Below are 17,346 nucleotides of genomic sequence, written 5' to 3' on the forward strand. Positions count from 1 at the left end.
ACCGCGCCTCCCGGTGAACGGCACCGCGGGCGGCCTGTGCCCAGCCAGGTCCTTCCGGCCCTCCCCGAGCCCCGTCACGGACGCGACAATCAGAGAACGGACGTCGGCGCGGGCCGGTTCGGCTCACCGGGTTCGGCTCACGGGTCACGCCGACGCGCGCTGCGGGAGGCACGAGAGCCATGGCCGTCACCATCGCGCTGGCCGGAGACACCATGCTGGGCCGAGGGGTCGCCGAGGTACTGGCCCGCCCCGAGCCGCGTCCGCTCTTCACGCCGGCGGTGCGCCGGGCGGTGGCCGACGCGGACCTGTTCCTGCTCAACCTCGAATGCTGCGTCTCCGACCGGGGCGCCCCCGTGGACCTGCCCGGCAAGGCGTTCTTTTTCCGCGCCCCACCCCGCGCCGTCGACGTACTGGTCGATCTCGGCGTGGACGCTGTGTCCCTGGCCAACAACCACGCCCTCGACTACGGCCCCGACGCGCTCCTCGACACCCGTGACCTCCTGGGCCAGGCGGGCATCCGCACGGCCGGGGCGGGAGCGACGGCCGGTGAGGCCCGCGCCCCGCTGATCATGGAGGCGGAAGGGCTGCGCCTCGGCCTCCTCGCGGTCACCGACCACCCCGCCGAGTACGCGGCGGCCACCGACCGGCCCGGGGTGGCCCACGCCGACCTGTGGAACGAAGGGGTGCCCGACTGGCTCACCGACGCCATCCGCACCCTGCACGGCGAAGCCGACCTGGTCCTGGTCAGCGTCCACTGGGGCCCGAACATGACCACCCGCCCGGTTCCCCACGTGCGCCGCGCCGCCACCGCGCTCACCGCCGCCGGTGCCGACCTGGTCCTCGGCCACTCCGCGCACGTCTTCCACGGGTTCACCCGGCAGGTCCTCTTCGACCTGGGGGACTTCGTCGACGACTACGCCGTCCATCCGGCTCTCCGCAACGACCTGGGCCTGCTGTGGCTCGTCACCCTCGACACGAGCGGTGTGCGGCGCACCGAGGCCGTTCCGATCGCCCTGGACTGCTGCCACACCCGCCTCGCCGACCAGGCCGAGTGCGTATGGATCATCGACCGCCTCACCGACGTCTGCGCCGAACTGGGCACAAGCGTCACCGCGCAGGAGGGCCGTCCCACCGTCGTCTGGCCCCGGTGGACAGATGGTCCAGCCCGGTCCGGCAGGCCCTCCGGGGGTTGGTCTGGAACAGTGGAAGGCGGTGGAGACGGCGCGGGACGGGCCCGCGTACGGCCGCGGCGGGCGAAGGAGGACGCGATGAGCCGTCCTGTGCTGGCGGGTGTCGACGGATCCGAGCGCAGCATGGCCGCGGTCGCCTGGGCCGCGCGGGAAGCCGTCCTGCGCGGCGTGCCCCTGCGTCTCGTGCAGGCCTCCCCGTCGCTTCCGGACAAGATCGTCCCGGACCCCGCTGCGGACATGCTGCACCGCGTGGGCGAGCGGGTGCTCCAGCGGGCGATCGCCGATCTGGGCGCCCGTTGTCCGGAGTTGAAGGTGCTGGCTGAGCAGACCGCCGAGGCACCGGCCGCGGCGCTCCTCGCGGCGGCCCACGATGCCGCGCTCCTCGTGGTCGGTACGAGGGGCTCGGGCGGCTTCGACGGCCTCGCGGTCGGCTCGGTGGCGCTTCGTACGGCCGCGGCAGCCGTCTGCCCGGTCGTGCTGGTGCCCCCGCGGCCGGTCGGGGGCTTCGAGGCAGGGCAGGGAGCGGTTCGCCGCGCGCAGGTCGTGGTGGGGTTCGACTCCCATCGTCCCGTCGGCGAGGTGGCGGACTTCGCGTTCACGTCCGCCGAGACCCGAAAGGCTCACCTGCACGCGGTGCAGGCCTGGGCTCTGCCGGCCGAGTCCGTCTCTCCGCAGAAGCTGTTCGTGACCGAGGAGGACCGAGCCACCTGGGAGGACCAGGAGGTCCTGCGGGCGGCCGACGGCCTGCGACCGTGGCGGGACCGGTACCCGGGCGTGACCGTCCGCACCGATGTCGTCCTGCTGCACCCGGCGCAGGCGCTGCTGAACGCCGCCCACGCGACGGATCTGCTGGTCGTGGGCCGCCGTAGTGATCCGCAGGCTGTCGAGGGCCGGCTGGGGCCGGTGACCCACGCCGTGCTGCACCACACCCCGTGCCCGGTCGCGGTCGTACCGCACGCGGGGTGACGCGGGAGCGGGACGTGGGCGACGGAACGTGGACGACAGGGCAGCGGATCACCCGAAGAACACCTCGAACTCCTCGTACAGCGACGGATCCACCAGCTTCGTCCCCTTCCTGGCCTCGGTGAGGGGAACACGTACGATCTCGGTGCCGCGCAGGGCCGTCATCGTGCCGAAATCGCCGTCCTTGACCGCGTCGACCGCGTGCAGCCCGAAACGCGTGGCGAGCCAGCGGTCGAAGGCACTCGGGGTGCCTCCCCGCTGGATGTGACCGAGGACGGTGGTACGCGCCTCCGTCGAGGTACGTCCCTCGATCTCCTGGGCCAGCCACTCGCCGATGCCGGACAGCCGTACGTGACCGTACTCGTCCAGTGACCGGTCCTTGAGGACCATCTGCCCCTCCTTGGGCATGGCCCCTTCGGCGGCGACGACGATCGGCGCGTATCTGATCTTGAACCGGCTCTTCACCCACTCACAGACCTCATCGATGTCGAACGGCCGCTCCGGGACGAGGATCGCGTTGGCACCGCCCGCCACACCGGCGTGCAGGGCGATCCAGCCGGAGTGCCTCCCCATCACCTCCACCACCAGGGTCCGCATGTGCGACTCGGCGGTGGTGTGGAGACGATCGATGGCCTCCGTCGCGATGCCGACCGCCGTGTCGAAGCCGAAGGTGTAGTCGGTGCCGGCCACGTCGTTGTCGATGGTCTTGGGGACGCCGACGAGGTTGATCCCCTGACGGCTCAGCTCCGTGGCGGCGCCGAGGGTGTCCTCGCCGCCGATGACGACGAGCGCGTCCACCTCGTGCGCGGCGAGGGTGTCCTGGATGCGCCGAACCCCGTCCTCGTGCTTCAACGGGTTGGTACGGGACGACCCCAGGATGGTGCCACCGCGCGGGAGGATTCCTCGTACGTCGGAGATTTCCAGCGGTACGACGTCGTCCTGGAGCGCACCGCGCCAGCCGTCCCGCAGGCCGACGAAGTCGAAGGAGTACTCCTGAACGCCCTTGCGGACGACGCTGCGGATCACGGCGTTGAGGCCGGGACAGTCGCCGCCACCGGTCAGCACTCCGACCTTCATGGCGTCACTCCCTTCTCTGTCGCACATGCCGACCCCGCCCGGTTGCCGGCGGAGGCGGTCGGCCCGGGACGGGAGCCGGCTCACTCCAGCGGGTTTCCGGCTGGTGGGGTGGGGGACGGGTCTGCACCCCACCTCCGCGGACGCGACCTCCCACACTCGCGTGACTCCCTTCCAGCATGGGCGACGACCGCCCCGTCGGCGACCCGCCCCGGCGGTCCGTCACGGAAGGGCGGTCGGCCTGTGGCCGGAGCCTTTCGGGGCCGCTCACCCCGCGAGGACAGGCATGCGGTCCCTCCTCACCACATGGCGGTGTCCTCCGGTCGTGCCGGGTCGGCCCGCCCTGCCCTGGCTGAGTAGCCGTCCTGCGCACTGCTCGTCGTCATCCGCGCGGCATCAACCCCGGCATCGGACGCGCGATTGAGTGCGCCCGTCCCGTATCCACCCCGTACTCATGGGGCATGGGTCATCAAGCGGGAACAGGTACCCCAGGGAAGAGAGACACAGGATGGTCCAAGAGGAACCCGAACCCCAGAGCATCGGCGTCCCGGCCGAGTCCACCGCGGGTGAGACCAGGGTGGCGGCGACCCCGACGACCGTGGGCCGACTCGTCGCGCTCGGGTACGACGTGGTGGTCGAGCCGGGGGCGGGGGAGTCGTCCCGGTTCTCCGACACCGCCTACGAGGAGGCCGGTGCCCGGCTCGGCGACCCCTGGGCGGCGGAGGTCGTGCTCAAGGTGAACGGCCCCTCCGGCGAGGAGATCGGCCGCCTGCGTGACGGGGCCACGCTGATCGCGCTGATCAGCCCGGCGTTGAATCCTGAGCTGGTCGAGGAACTGGCCCGGCGGCCGATCACCGTGCTCGCCATGGACGCCGTGCCCCGCATCTCCCGGGCCCAGTCGCTGGACGTACTCAGTTCGATGGCGAACATCGCCGGCTACCGGGCCGTGGTCGAGGCGGCGCACGCCTTCGGACGCTTCTTCACCGGGCAGGTGACGGCCGCCGGGAAGGTGCCGCCGGCCAAGGTGCTGGTGGCCGGTGCCGGGGTCGCCGGACTGGCGGCGATCGGCGCGGCCCGCAGTCTCGGCGCCGTGGTCCGCGCCACCGACCCCCGCCCCGAGGTCGCCGAACAGGTCCGTTCCCTGGGCGGCGAGTTCCTCACCGTCTCCGCCGCGCAGGAGGTCAGCACGGACGGCTACGCCAGGGCCACCTCGGACGACTACAACCGGCTGGCCGAGCGGCTGTATGCCGAGCAGGCGGCCGACGTCGACATCATCATCACCACCGCGCTCATCCCGGGCCGTCCGGCACCGAGGCTGATCACGGCTGCCGACGTCGCGCGCATGAAGCCCGGCAGTGTGATCGTCGACATGGCGGCGGCGCAGGGCGGCAATGTCGAGGGGACCGTCGCGGGCAAGGCCGTCGTCACGGACAACGACGTGACGATCATCGGCTACACGGACCTGCCCGGCCGGCTTCCCGCCCAGGCCTCACAGCTGTACGGCACCAATCTCGTCAACCTGATGACGCTGCTCACCCCCGGCAAGGACGGCCGGCTCGTCCTCGACTTCGATGACGTGGTGCAGCGGTCGATGACCGTGGTCCGCGACGGGGAGAAGACCTGGCCCCCGCCCCCGGTCCAGGTGTCGGCCGCGCCCGCCACGGCCCAGGAACCGGCCGCGGCCGCCGACGGAGCCCGGAACCCCGTCACGCCGTCCTCCTCCGGGAAGGCGGCGAAGTCGGCGCGCCCGGCCTGGTCCTCCTACGCCCTCGTCGGCGCCGGAGCGCTCGCCCTGTTCCTGGTGTCCGCGTTCTCACCGAGCGAACTCATCGGCCACTTCACGGTGTTCGTGCTGGCGATCGTCATCGGCTTCTACGTCATCGGTCAGGTGCATCACGCGCTGCACACGCCGCTGATGTCGGTCACCAACGCCATCTCCGGGATCGTCGTGGTCGGAGCGCTGCTGCAGATCGGGCACGGGAACACGGCGGTGACCGTGCTGTCGTTCGCGGCGATCCTGCTGGCGAGCATCAACATCTTCGGCGGATTCGCCGTCACGCGCCGCATGCTCGGCATGTTCTCGAAGGGTTGATCAGGGATGACCACCGTCACGGCCGCCCAGGCCGCCTACGTCGTCGCCGCGCTGCTGTTCATCCTCAGCCTCGCGGGGCTCTCGCAGCACCGGACGTCCCGCTCAGGCGTCGTCTGGGGCATCACGGGCATGGTCATCGCCCTGGCCGCCACCATCGGGCTCGCCTCCCGGAGCATCACCGCCACCGGTCTCGTCCTGATCGCCGTCGCCACCGCCCTCGGCGCGGGCATCGGACTGTGGCGCGCCCGGGTCGTGGAGATGACCGGCATGCCCGAGCTGATCGCCATCATGCACAGCCTCGTCGGCCTCGCCGCCGTGTTCGTCGGCTGGAACGGCTACCTCGACGTCGACGCCGAACTCACCGGATCCCTGCTCGGCATCCACCACGCCGAGGTGTTCATCGGCGTGTTCATCGGCGCCGTCACCTTCACCGGCTCCGTCGTCGCCTACCTCAAACTCGCGGCCCGCATCGACTCCCGCCCCCTGACGCTCCCCGGCAAACACATCCTCAACGTCGGCGCGCTCGTCGCCTTCGTCGGGCTCACCATCGCCTTCGTGGCCCGGCCCGGCATGGGCCTGCTCATCGCGGTCACCGTGGTCGCGCTCGCCCTGGGCGCACATCTGGTCGCCTCCATCGGCGGCGGTGACATGCCGGTGGTGGTCTCCATGCTCAACAGCTACTCCGGCTGGGCCGCGGCGGCCTCGGGGTTCCTGCTCGCCAACGACCTGCTCATCGTCACCGGCGCGCTGGTCGGCTCCTCCGGCGCCTATCTCTCCTACATCATGTGCAAGGCGATGAACCGCTCCTTCCTCTCGGTGATCGCCGGCGGCTTCGGCACCCCGGCCGAGGACGGCGAGCACGGTGAGCAGGGCGAGCACCAGGAGATCGACGCCGACGAGACCGCCGCACTGCTGCGGGACGCCACCTCGGTGATCATCGCGCCCGGCTACGGCATGGCGGTCGCGCAGGCCCAGTACCCGGTGGCCGAGCTGGCGCGCAGGCTGCGTGAGCGGGGCGTGGAGGTGCGCTTCGGCATCCATCCGGTCGCGGGCCGGCTGCCCGGCCACATGAACGTGCTGCTGGCCGAGGCCAACGTGCCCTACGACATCGTGCTCGAAATGGACGAGATCAACGACGACTTCCCCGCCACCTCCGTGGTCCTGGTCATCGGGGCCAACGACACCGTCAACCCGGCCGCGATCGACAACCCGGCCAGCCCCATCGCCGGCATGCCGGTGCTGCACGTGTGGGAGGCGGGCCGGGTGGTCGTCTTCAAGCGGTCCATGGCCGTCGGGTACGCGGGCGTGCAGAACCCGCTGTTCTTCCGTGAGAACACCCGGATGCTCTTCGGCGACGCCAAGCAGCGGGTCGAGGACATCCTGCGTGGCCTAGACGCCCTCGACACACCGACCCAGGCAATGGCCACCACGTCGCGCTGAAGCGCCGGGTGCGTTCCGGGTCCCGGACGGCACGTCGTCCGGGACCCGGTACGGCACCGCACCGCCGTACCGCTCAGTCGTCCTTGCCGGTGGTCCCGCTCGGCAGACAGATCTGGCGGGCCCAGAGGCCCAGGAGTGCCACTCCGCCCACCAACAGCGGTACCGGGTCGTCGGCCAGCGGGGCCAGCGCGTAACCCAGCGCCGACACCGTGCAGACGGTCAGCGGGATGAACGCCGCGGTGCCCTCCATGCCGGACCGCAACATCGGCCGGCCTGCTCCGAGGACGCTGGCCCCGCCGGGCACCCAGGGGCCGACAGCGAGGATCAGCAGGCCCACGGTGCCGCAGACGTCGGCCAGGGAGGACAGCGCCTCGTCGCCGGGTGAACCGACCCGCGACAGGCGCAGAGTGTCGCCGATCAGCAGGAGGAACACCCCGACGATCGCCGTCCACAGGGTGGCCCGCTGGTCGCTCCGGACGAGACGTCGCAGGGCGAGCAGAAAACCGAGGAACACGACTTCCGAGGCCCACAGGACGCCGAGCATCCCCGTCTCCGGCCGCCAGCCGTCACCGGATCTGCCCAGGAGAACCCACCCCGCCATGAACACGGCCCCCGCCATGACGGCCCCGTCGAGCACCCGCCGCAGCCACGCCTGCCACCCCGTACCGGCATCGGCCGCCACCACCAGACCGGCCAGCCCCAGCCCGACCGTGACCGTCACCCCGACGATCACCGCCAGGCCGGTCAACCCCGGTGTGTCCGGGGCCGGTTGCGGTGGGGTCGACAGCGCGACGAGGGAGGCCCGGTAGACGCCTCCGGCGGTCGCGGAACCCGCCACCAGGAGCAGACGGGTCCGCACCCGCCCGCACGTGCCCCAGGCCCGGAGCACCAGGGAGAGGGTCAGCACCAAGCAGCCGACGGACGGTCCCAGGGACAACAGCATCCACCCTCCCCACGGCCGCCGGATCCCGACACAGACCGTACGAAACTCACACCCGAACCTACCGGGGAAGTCAGCGGATTCACTCGTGTTGCGTAAGGACGGCCGGTGCCCTTGTGCGCCGCCGGTGGTCGGCCGTCCGCTTCGCGCGGGTGAAGGGCGCGCGACCATCCGGACGTCGACCGCGTGGCGTGCCGGTGACCGTGGCCGGCGTGGTGTGCCCTGACGTTCTCGGGACGGCCCACGCGTGAAGGAGACACACGGCATGTTCGGACAGACTCAGGCGTTCAGTGGCTTCGCGGTCGACGACCTCGGCGAGGCCCGCCGGTTCTACGGTGAGACGCTCGGTCTGCGGGTGGAGGAGAGCGGGCAGGGCGACATGCGGATGCTGACCCTCACGCTGGGCAGCGGCGCGCGTGTCTTCGTCTACCCGAAGGAGACGCACACCCCCGCGACGTTCACGCTGCTCAACTTCCCCGTCGACGACATCGAGTCCGCCGTCGACGAACTGGAGCGGCGCGGCGTGAGCCTGGAGCGCTATCCGGAATTCGACCACGACGAGAAGGGCGTCGTCCGGGTCGGCGACGGCGGTCCCGCGGCGATCGCGTGGTTCACCGACCCCGCCGGGAACGTCCTCTCCGTGCTCCAGGAGAACTGACGAACGAAGCTCGAGGGCGTCCCGGGGGGCCTCACCGCCCCCCGGGACCTCCGCTCAGGCCAGGTCGAACCGGTCGAGGTTCATCACCTTGTCCCACGCAGCCACGAAGTCCCGTACGAACTTGTGGCCCGCGTCCTGCGCCGCGTAGACCTCCGACAGCGCTCGGAGCTGGGAGTGGGAACCGAAGACCAGGTCGACCGCGGTGGCGGTCCACTTGGGTCGGCCCGTGGCGCTGTCCCGGCCCTCGAACACGTTCTCGTCCGAGGCGGACGCCTTCCACTCCGTGCCCATGTCCAGCAGGTTGACGAAGAAGTCGTTGGTCAACGTCTGCGGCCGGTGGGTGAAGACACCGTGCGGGGACCGCCCGAAGCCCGTGTCGAGGACGCGCATGCCGCCGATCAGCACCGTCATCTCGGGAGCCGTCAGCGTCAACAGGTTGGCGCGGTCCAGCAGCAGCGTCTCCGGCGACAGCTTCTCTCCCGCCCGAAGGTAGTTCCGGAACCCGTCGGCCCTGGGTTCGAGCACGGCGAACGCCTCCACGTCGGTCTGTTCCTGCGAGGCGTCCGTACGTCCCGGCGCGAACGGGACGGTGACAGGGTGCCCGGCGTCCCTCGCGGCCTGCTCGACGGCCGCGCATCCGCCGAGGACGATCAGATCGGCGAGTGAGATCCTGGTACCGCCGGTCTGTGAGCGGGCGAAGTCCTCCCGGATCCGCTCCAGCGTCTCCAACACCTCCGTGCCTTCGGGCAGTTGGTTGATCTCCCAGTCCCGTTGCGGCGCGAGCCGGATCCGTGCCCCGTTGGCCCCGCCCCGCTTGTCGGTGCCGCGGAAGCTCGCCGCGGACGCCCAGGCGGTGGCGACCAGTTGGGAGACGGACAGTCCCGAGGCGAGGATCCCGCTCTTCAGGGCGGCGATGTCCGCGTCTCCGACGAGTTCGTGATCGACCTCGGGGACGGGGTCCTGCCACAGCTGCGGCTCGGGGACCCACGGGCCGAGGTACCGCGCGACGGGCCCCATGTCACGGTGCAGCAGCTTGTACCACGCCTTGGCGAAGGCGTCCGCGAGCCTCTCCGGGTTCTCGTGGAAGCTCTTCGAGATCGGGCCGTAGACGGGATCCACCTTCAGCGCGAGGTCCGTCGTCAGCATCATGGGAGCGTGACTCCGCGACGGATCATGGGCGTCGGGCACCGTGCCCCGGGCCGCGGGGTCCGTGGGCGTCCACTGCTTGGCCCCCGCCGGGCTCGTCGTCAGCTCCCATTCGTACCCGAACAGGTTGTCCAGGTATCCGTTGTCCCACCGGGTCGGCGCGGAGGTCCACGCGCCTTCGAGGCCACTGGTGAGCGTGTCGGCGCCCTTGCCGGTGCCGTATCGGTTCCGCCAGCCGAGACCCTGCTGCTCGACGGGCGCGGCCTCGGGTTCGGGGCCGATGTGCTCGGGATCGACCGCGCCGTGGCACTTGCCGAACGTGTGACCGCCGACGATGAGTGCGACCGTCTCCTCGTCGTTCATCGCCATGCGCCCGAACGTCTCACGAATGTCCCGCGCGGCGGCCAGCGGGTCCGGATTTCCGTTCGGCCCCTCCGGATTGACGTAGATCAGGCCCATCTGCACGGCACCGAAGGGAGCGGCGAGTTCCCTGTCGCCGCTGTACCGCTCGTCCCCGAGCCAGATGTCCTCGGGTCCCCAGAAAATCTCCTCGGGTTCCCAGATGTCCTCTCGCCCGAATCCGAACCCGAACGTCCTGAACCCCATCGATTCCATGGCGCAGTTACCGGCGAAAACCAGAAGGTCGGCCCAGGAGATTTTCTGTCCGTACTTCTGCTTCACCGGCCACAGCAAACGGCGCGCCTTGTCGAGACTCGCGTTGTCCGGCCAACTGTTGAGGGGGGCGAAGCGCTGGGCACCGCTGCCGCCTCCGCCCCGGCCGTCGGCGATGCGGTACGTGCCCGCGGCGTGCCAGCTCATCCGGATGAAGAGCGGTCCGTAGTGGCCGTAGTCGGCGGGCCACCACTCCTGCGACGTCGTCATCACCTCGAAGACGTCCTGCTTCAGCGCGTCGACGTCGAGGGTCGCGAACTCGGCCGCGTAGTCGAAGTCCTCGTCCAGGGGATTCGAGCGGGACGAATGCTGGTGGAGAATTTGAAGGTCCAGCTGATTCGGCCACCAGTCCCGGTTCGTCCTGGGCCGAGTCGGCGTGGGGGTGGGGGAGGCGATTGCCGGGTTTTCGCTTTCGCTGCCGGACACGTCGTCCTACTTTCTGTCTCGGTGTTTTCGCGCACCATGCCGATGAAGGTGATCTCGGCGTCCGTATGGTCGCGCACCGCGGACGGCACCGCCACGAAACACGCAGGGCACCCCTCGCATGACAGACGTGCGAGGAATTTCCTCCTTTCCGCCGTCCTGTTCAGCGCCCGGGATCCCGGGCACCGCCTGTGCGTTCGACGTGCCCTAACGTGGCGCCCGAAGAAGCTCTGTCGGTTCTCTCGGAGGTGTTGATGGCCACCCTGCAAGGCCTGGATCGTGGGCTTCGGGCTCTGGACCTGATCTCGTTGGCGGCCGACGGTCTGACGGTGGCGGACCTGGCTGCGCGGTTGGGGATCGACCGGGCCATCGCGTACCGGATCGTGGGGACGCTGGAGGAGCACGCGCTGGTGTCCCGGCAGGGCAAGCGGGTGCGGCTCGGTGCCGGTGCCGCGACGCTGGCGGGGCGGTTCCAGCAGCAGTTGGTCCTGGCGGCCCAGCCCGTTCTGCAGGAACTCGCCGACAGCACGGGCGCCTCCGCCTTCCTGACGGTGGCGCACGGGGCGGGGGAGTGTGTTCCGGTGGCGGGTGCGCAGCCGGCCGTGCAGCACGGTCCGGTCCAGGTGGGCTACCGCATCGGCGTCCGGCATCCGCTGGAGCGCGGGGCCAACGGCATCGCCATCCTCGCGTCGCAGCCGCCCCTGCCCGACGAGCCCGAGGAGGTCGTGCGCGCCAGGGAGTCGGGCTACAGCGTCACCTCGGGACAGTTGCAGCAGGGCGCCACCGGGATCGCGGTGGGGTTCGAGATGCCCGGCGCGGTGGGTGCCTCGGTCGGCGTGGTGGCCATGCACGACTTCGACATCGGGTCCGTCGCCGCACAGGTGAGGGACGCGGCCTCGCGACTGGACAGATTGTCCAGCTGAAGCCCGTGGAAGGGAGGCAAACTGAGCAGCTTGAGCAGCTCGGAAGGTGACTCTTGTGCAGGCCGGGGGAGCCGGTGTGTCCTACCGCCACGCGCCGGCAGCAGGCACACCGAAAGGGATGACGCATGAGTATCGATCAGACCCTCACGAGCCAGGAACGGCTTGCGGAGCTCGACCTGCAGCAGCTCAAGCAGCTGGTCGGGCTCGTCGAGTACGACGCCGAGGGCGACCCCTTCCCGGTGACCGGGTGGGACGCGGTGGTCTGGGCGGTGGGCAACGCGACGCAGTCGGCGCTGTACTTCCAGACGGTCTTCGGGATGGAACTGGTCGCCTACTCCGGCCCGGAGACCGGCAACCGCGACCACCACGCGTTCGTGCTCCGCTCCGGAGCGGTCCGGTTCGTGCTCAAGGGCGGCGTCGACCCCGACAGCCCGCTGCTGGACCACCACCGCCGCCACGGTGACGGCGTGATCGACATCGCGCTGGAGGTGCCCGACGTCGACAGGTGCGTCGAGCACGCCCGCGCGCAGGGCGCGAGGGTGCTGGAGGAGCCGCACGACAGCTCCGACGAGCACGGCACGGTCCGCACGGCGGCCATCGCCACGTACGGCGAGACCCGCCACACCCTGGTGGACCGCTCCCGCTACACCGGCCCCTACCTGCCCGGATACGTCGCCCGCACCTCCGGCTACGTGAAGCCCGATGGCGAACCCAAGCGGGTCTTCCAGGCGCTCGACCATGTCGTGGGCAACGTGGAACTCGGGCACATGGACGAGTGGGTCGACTTCTACAACCGTGTCATGGGCTTCACCAACATGGCCGAGTTCATCGGCGACGACATCGCCACCGAGTACTCGGCGCTGATGAGCAAGGTCGTCGCCAGCGGGAACCACCGGGTGAAGTTCCCGCTCAACGAGCCGGCGATCGCGAAGAAGCGCTCCCAGATCGACGAGTACCTCGACTTCTACCGAGGCCCCGGCGCCCAGCACCTCGCCCTGGCCACCAACGACATCATCCGGACCGTCGACGTGCTGCGGGCCAAGGGCATCGAGTTCCTCGCCACGCCGGAGAGCTACTACACCGACCCGGCACTGCGCGCCCGCATCGGCCATGTCCGCGTGCCCATCGAGGAGTTGGCCTCGCGCGGCATCCTCGTCGACCGCGACGAGGACGGCTACCTGCTGCAGATCTTCACCAAGCCGATCGGTGACCGGCCCACCGTGTTCTTCGAGTTCATCGAACGGCACGGCTCCCTCGGCTTCGGCAAGGGCAACTTCCAGGCCCTGTTCGAGGCGATCGAGCGCGAGCAGGAGAAGCGCGGCAACTTCTAGCGGAGCGGAGCGCCGGGCGTCACGCCGGGGGCCCGGTGAGCTTGGTGGCCACGGCGTCGAGGACCCAGTCGAGGCCGGTCGCGAACGAGGTCTCGGCGTCCACGTCCGTGCCGTCGTACACGGCCTTGGCCAGGGCCGGGAACCGGCCCGTGGCCAGCATTTTCGTCACGTGCGGGCCGGAGGCGCGCTGCCAGTCGAGGTCGGACAGGCCGGTGGCGCGCTCGGCCCGCAGGTTCGCCACCTCGCGCCTGATCGCGCCGGTGAAGTAGGCGCTGACCGTCTCCACGGCGCGCAGGACGGTGTCGATGTCGGCGAGGCCGTCGAGGGGGGCCAGCGTGGCCTCGGTCACGGCGAGGCTGTTCGGGCCCAGGGCCGGGCGGCCGCCGAGCAGGTCGGCCAGCCATTCGTGGCGCAGCGCGGTCCGCCGGGTGCGGTGAGCGAGGACGCTCAGCGCCTCCCGCCAGTCGCCGGGCTGCTCCTCGGGGAGGATCTCGGCGTGGACCTCGTCCACCATGAGGTCGAACAGCTCCTCCTTGGTGGAGATGAACCCGTACAGCCGCATCGGACCGGCGCCCAACCGGCCGGCGACCTTGCGCAACGACACCGCCTCCAGCCCGCCCTCGTCGGCCAGCGCGACGGCGGCGGCGACGATCCGCTCACGGTCGAGCGGCACGGGGCGGCTCGGCGGCTCCGGTCGGTCCCACACAGTCATGGCCACATCGTACTGTTGCGATACGTTGCATCGTGTAAATACAGTGTATCGGCATGAGACATCGCATCGCCGTGGTCGGAAGCGGTCCCGCCGGCCTGACCCTCGCCCGCGTCCTCCATCGCCATGATCATCCCGTCGCCCTCTTCGAACGCGATCCCGGTCCCGACGCCCGCCCGCCGGGCGGCACACTGGACCTGCATGCAGGGCTGGGCCAACTCGCCCTGGACAGGGCCGGGTTGCTGGCGGAGTTCCAGGCGCTGTCTCGCCCCGAGGGGCAGGCCATGCGCATCCTGGACCCGGCGGGGACCGTGCTGCGTGACTGGCGGCCCCGCCCGGACGACCGCGCCAACCCCGAGATCGACCGCGGGCAACTGCGTGACCTGCTGCTCGGCCCCCTCGACGTCCGGTGGGGGCGGGGTGTGACGCACGTGGCCGCGGGGACCGGTGACGGCGCCGTGGTCTCTTTCGAGGACGGGCGGCAGGAGACGTTCGACCTCGTGGTCGGCGCGGACGGTGCCTGGTCCCGGGTCCGCCCGGCCCTCTCGTCCGTGACACCGCACTACACCGGCGTCACCACGGTCGAGACCTCCCTGGACGACGTCGACACCCGCCACCCCGGCCTCGCCCGGTTGATCGGCGACGGTTCCCTCGCTGTCCACGGTGCGAACCGAGCCCTCGTCGCCCAGCGCAACAGCGGCGGCCACGTCAAGGTGTACGCCCAGTTCCGCGCCCCGCTGGACCGGCACGCGCAGCCGGACCCGGCCGACGTCGAGGCCGTACGGTCGGACCTGCTGGCCCTGTTCGACGGCTGGGCCGATCCCGTTCTCGACCTCCTCCGGCACGGCACCGCCTTCGTCCACCGCCCCCTGTACACCCTGCCCGTCTCCCACACCTGGACCCATGTCCCCGGGGTGACGCTCCTGGGCGACGCCGCGCATCTGATGCCCCCACTGGGGGCGGGCGCCAACCTCGCGATGCTGGAGGGCGCCGAACTCGCAGAGGCCATCGCCGCCGCTTCCGGCCCGGGAGATCTGGACGAAACAGTCCGCGCCTTCGAGGAGCGGATGTGGGCGCGGGCCACCACGTGGGCGAAGATCACGACGGCAGGTCTGGAACGCCTGGTGAGCCCGGACCCCGCCCAGGCCCTCGCCCTCTTCGACGAGGTCCAGGCGTCCTGAGCGCCGGATGAGCCCTCCAGACGCGGCCCTCAGTCCGCCACCGCCACGAGCCGCCCCGGTCCTCCTCGCGGGCCCTCCCACTGCCGGAGCAGGCTGGTGACCGCCTGGCGGCCCGCGCGGTTGGAGCCCACGGTGGACTGGGACGGTCCGAAGCCGACCAGGTGCACGCGTGGTTCGCCGGCCACCTGGGTGCCTTGCATGGTGATCCCGCCGCGTTCGTTGCGCAGCCGCAGAGGGTCCAGGTGGGCCAGCGCGGCCTTGAAGCCCGTGGCCCACAGGATGGCGTCGACGGTCGTGAAGGAGCCGTCCGCCTCGCGCACGCCGCCGGGTTCGATCGCGGTGAACATGGGACGACGTACGAGAACCCCGCGCTCCTTCGCCGCGAGGGCGTACGGGGTCCAGCCCAGGCCGGTGTAGGAGACGACGCTCCCGGTGGGCCGGCCCGCCGCCACGTCGGCGGCGACCTTGGCGATGATCTGGCGGCCTTCGACCTCGGGGTTGAACCCGCCCTCCAGGAAGACGGGTTCACGCCGCGTGTACCAGTACGTGGTGGCCACGCGGGAGATCTCCTCCAGTTGCTGGAGCGCCGAGATGCCTCCGCCGACGACGGCGACCCGGAGTCCCGCGAACCGGTCGGCGGAGACGTAGTCGTGGGTGTGGAGCTGGAGGCCGGTGAAGCTCTCCTGTCCCGGGTAGTGCGGACGGACGGGGTTGGTCCAGGTGCCGGTGGCGTTGATGACCGCCCGTGCGATCCAGGTCCCCGCGCTCGTTTCCACCGCCAGGTCACCGTCGGGGCGGTCGTCCAGCGGCCGTACGGCGCCCACCGTCACCGGTCGCTGGATCGGCAGGTCGGTCGCCTGCTCGAAGGCGGCGAAGTAGCGCGGCACGGCCGTACGGCTGGGTTCGTCGGGGTCCACCGGCGGCTGCGGGAAGTCGGGCAGGTCGAAGATGCCGTTCACGGTGTTCATCCGCAGGGACTCCCAGCGGTGCCGCCACGCCCCGCCGGCCGCCGGTTCGGCGTCGAGGACCACGAAGGTCCGCTCGCCGCCCGGGTCGGTCAGGGCGCTGGTGAAGCCGCGCCGCTTGAGGTGGTAGCCAGCCGAGAGGCCGGACTGCCCACCCCCTATGACCACGACCGTCGCCCGCCCTCCGTCAGTGTGCATCGGCGCGTTCACCCTCTCGCGGATCAGTAGTGCCCCCCGTGGCGAGGCGCATGAGGTCGGTGTCGAAGCCGACGTCCTCCGAGGATTGTTGCGCGCGTGTCGCGTTGCCGCCGAACTGGTGCGCGTACCCGCCCCAGTTGTCGTCGGCGATCTGCCGCCCGGCTCCGCTGAGCACCAGGACGGACAGGGTCTGGCGATCAGCAGGTCGTTGTCGATCAGGTCGGCGAACGACTTGAGGAGGACCGGGGCGAGCTGAAATGCCGAACTGCATCGTGAACTCCTAGGTCGCCCAGGATCTCGAACCGTATGTGGGATGAACAAGAAGATGCGTCATCTATTCCGGCAGGGCCCGCGCCGCTCGGTTTCGGTTGACGCGCCAACCATGCTCTGCTTTGGTTGATGCATCAACGGATTCTCTCCCGGACAGGGGTAGCTGGCATGAGTGACAAGAAGGTCATCGCGGTCGCCGGAGCCACGGGTGCGCAGGGTGGCGGTGCCGTACGGGCGATCCTGGCCGATCCGGACGCCGGCTTCACCGTGCGCGCGCTGACCCGGAACCCGGACTCGCCCGCCGCCAAGGAACTGGTCGAGCTCGGCGCGGAGGTCGTACGGGCGGACTTCTACGACGAGCCGTCCGTGCACGCGGCGTTCGAGGGCGCGTACGGGGCCTTCCTGGTCACCAACTTCTGGGCGCACGGCTCGGCCGCCAAGGAGACCGAGGAGGTCGAGGTCCTCGTCCGGGCGGCCGAGGCCGCCGGTCTGCGGCACGTCGTGTGGTCGACGCTGGAGGACACCCGCGAGCTGCTGCCGCTGGAGGACGAGCGAATGCCCGTGCTCCAGGAGAAGTACAACGTGCCGCACTTCGACGCCAAGGGCGAGGCCAACGAGCTGTTCCGCCGGGCCGGGGTGCCGACCACCTTCCTGAATACGACGTTCTTCTTCCAGGGCTTCCTGTCGATGATGGGTCCCAAGCGGGGCGAGGACGGCGTGCTGACGCTGACGCTGCCCTTCGAGGACGGCAAACTGCTGTCCGGCGTCGACGTGAACGACATCGGCCGCACGGCGCTCGCCATCCTCAAGAACGGCGAGCGCTTCATCGGCCGCACCGTCGGGCTGGCGGGCGACCACCTGACCGGTGCGCAGTACGCGGAGAAGATCGGGGCGGCCATCGGTGAGCCGGTACGCTTCCAGTCGGTGCCCTACGACGTCTTCCGCTCCCTCGGAGTGCCGGCGGGCGACGAGATCGCCAACATGTTCCAGTACTACGGCGACTTCGACCGGGAGTTCACCGGCGCGCGTGACCTGGACGAAATCCGGCGGATCCACCCCGGGCTCAAGAGCTTCGACACCTGGCTGGCCGAGAACGCCGCCGACATCCCGGTGGACTGACCCGGCGTCCCCGTCCATCCGGGCGCCAGTCCAGACATTTGGTGAACTGTCA

At 70.6% G+C, this 17,346-nt stretch carries 14 protein-coding genes; 8 read left to right on the forward strand and 6 right to left on the reverse strand.

Translation table 11 applies throughout. The annotated features are described in order from the left end of the window. Positions 1–179 precede the first annotated feature (179 nt). The gene (locus L3078_RS43035; protein ID WP_239759879.1) at positions 180–2,156 is read left to right on the forward strand and encodes a CapA family protein; all 1,977 of its coding nucleotides are present in this window, start codon (positions 180–182) and stop codon (positions 2,154–2,156) included. A gap of 48 nt (positions 2,157–2,204) precedes the next feature. Here the strand turns inward: L3078_RS43035 and L3078_RS43040 are convergent, their stop codons facing one another. Then, complete coding sequence (locus L3078_RS43040; RefSeq protein WP_033527731.1) at positions 2,205–3,230, reverse strand: 6-phosphofructokinase; 1,026 nt, start codon at positions 3,228–3,230, stop codon at positions 2,205–2,207. A 505-nt stretch (positions 3,231–3,735) separates the two neighbouring features. On the opposite strand from L3078_RS43040, the gene L3078_RS43045 reads away from it, so the two are divergent. Both L3078_RS43045 and pntB read left to right on the forward strand, forming a co-directional pair. Beyond that, positions 3,736–5,319, forward strand: a complete 1,584-nt coding sequence (locus tag L3078_RS43045; protein ID WP_239759880.1) for a Re/Si-specific NAD(P)(+) transhydrogenase subunit alpha — start codon at positions 3,736–3,738, stop codon at positions 5,317–5,319. Positions 5,320–5,325: 6 nt separating this feature from the next. Beyond that, a complete protein-coding gene (pntB, locus tag L3078_RS43050; RefSeq protein WP_239759882.1) occupies positions 5,326–6,759 on the forward strand; it encodes a Re/Si-specific NAD(P)(+) transhydrogenase subunit beta in 1,434 nt (477 codons plus the stop codon). 73 nt (positions 6,760–6,832) lie between these two features. Here the strand turns inward: pntB and L3078_RS43055 are convergent, their stop codons facing one another. After that, the gene (locus tag L3078_RS43055; protein WP_239759884.1) at positions 6,833–7,702 is read right to left on the reverse strand and encodes a hypothetical protein; all 870 of its coding nucleotides are present in this window, start codon (positions 7,700–7,702) and stop codon (positions 6,833–6,835) included. A gap of 262 nt (positions 7,703–7,964) precedes the next feature. On the opposite strand from L3078_RS43055, the gene L3078_RS43060 reads away from it, so the two are divergent. Next, positions 7,965–8,357 (forward strand): VOC family protein, encoded by a 393-nt coding sequence (locus tag L3078_RS43060; RefSeq protein ID WP_239759885.1) that lies wholly within the window; start codon positions 7,965–7,967, stop codon positions 8,355–8,357. A gap of 54 nt (positions 8,358–8,411) precedes the next feature. Here the strand turns inward: L3078_RS43060 and katG are convergent, their stop codons facing one another. Further along, entirely contained in the window at positions 8,412–10,601 is a 2,190-nt protein-coding gene (katG, locus tag L3078_RS43065; RefSeq protein WP_239759886.1) for a catalase/peroxidase HPI, read from the reverse strand. Between the two features lie 251 nt (positions 10,602–10,852). Here katG and L3078_RS43070 point away from each other — a divergent pair, with 251 nt between their 5' ends. Further along, complete coding sequence (locus tag L3078_RS43070; RefSeq protein WP_239759887.1) at positions 10,853–11,521, forward strand: IclR family transcriptional regulator; 669 nt, start codon at positions 10,853–10,855, stop codon at positions 11,519–11,521. A gap of 125 nt (positions 11,522–11,646) precedes the next feature. Then, positions 11,647–12,852, forward strand: coding sequence for a 4-hydroxyphenylpyruvate dioxygenase (gene hppD / locus L3078_RS43075; protein ID WP_239759888.1), 1,206 nt, complete (start codon positions 11,647–11,649; stop codon positions 12,850–12,852). 19 nt (positions 12,853–12,871) lie between these two features. Here the strand turns inward: hppD and L3078_RS43080 are convergent, their stop codons facing one another. Further along, positions 12,872–13,564: a TetR/AcrR family transcriptional regulator gene (locus tag L3078_RS43080; RefSeq protein ID WP_239759893.1), complete on the reverse strand. Its 693-nt coding sequence runs from the start codon at positions 13,562–13,564 to the stop codon at positions 12,872–12,874. A 53-nt stretch (positions 13,565–13,617) separates the two neighbouring features. Between L3078_RS43080 and L3078_RS43085 the strand changes: the two genes are divergently transcribed. Further along, entirely contained in the window at positions 13,618–14,742 is a 1,125-nt protein-coding gene (locus tag L3078_RS43085; protein WP_239759894.1) for an FAD-dependent oxidoreductase, read from the forward strand. A gap of 29 nt (positions 14,743–14,771) precedes the next feature. Here the strand turns inward: L3078_RS43085 and L3078_RS43090 are convergent, their stop codons facing one another. Both L3078_RS43090 and L3078_RS43095 read right to left on the reverse strand, forming a co-directional pair. Continuing rightward, on the reverse strand, positions 14,772–15,905 hold the full coding sequence (locus L3078_RS43090) for an NAD(P)-binding domain-containing protein (RefSeq protein ID WP_239759895.1): 1,134 nt from the start codon (positions 15,903–15,905) through the stop codon (positions 14,772–14,774). Beyond that, positions 15,895–16,176, reverse strand: coding sequence for a hypothetical protein (locus tag L3078_RS43095; protein WP_239759896.1), 282 nt, complete (start codon positions 16,174–16,176; stop codon positions 15,895–15,897). The genes L3078_RS43090 and L3078_RS43095 overlap by 11 nt, the downstream gene beginning before the upstream one ends. Positions 16,177–16,343: 167 nt before the next feature. Between L3078_RS43095 and L3078_RS43100 the strand changes: the two genes are divergently transcribed. Further along, entirely contained in the window at positions 16,344–17,294 is a 951-nt protein-coding gene (locus tag L3078_RS43100) for an NmrA/HSCARG family protein (protein ID WP_239759897.1), read from the forward strand. The last annotated feature ends 52 nt before the right edge of the window (positions 17,295–17,346 follow it).

Origin of the sequence: Streptomyces deccanensis (assembly GCF_022385335.1) — a bacterium.
GTDB lineage: Bacteria > Actinomycetota > Actinomycetes > Streptomycetales > Streptomycetaceae > Streptomyces > Streptomyces deccanensis.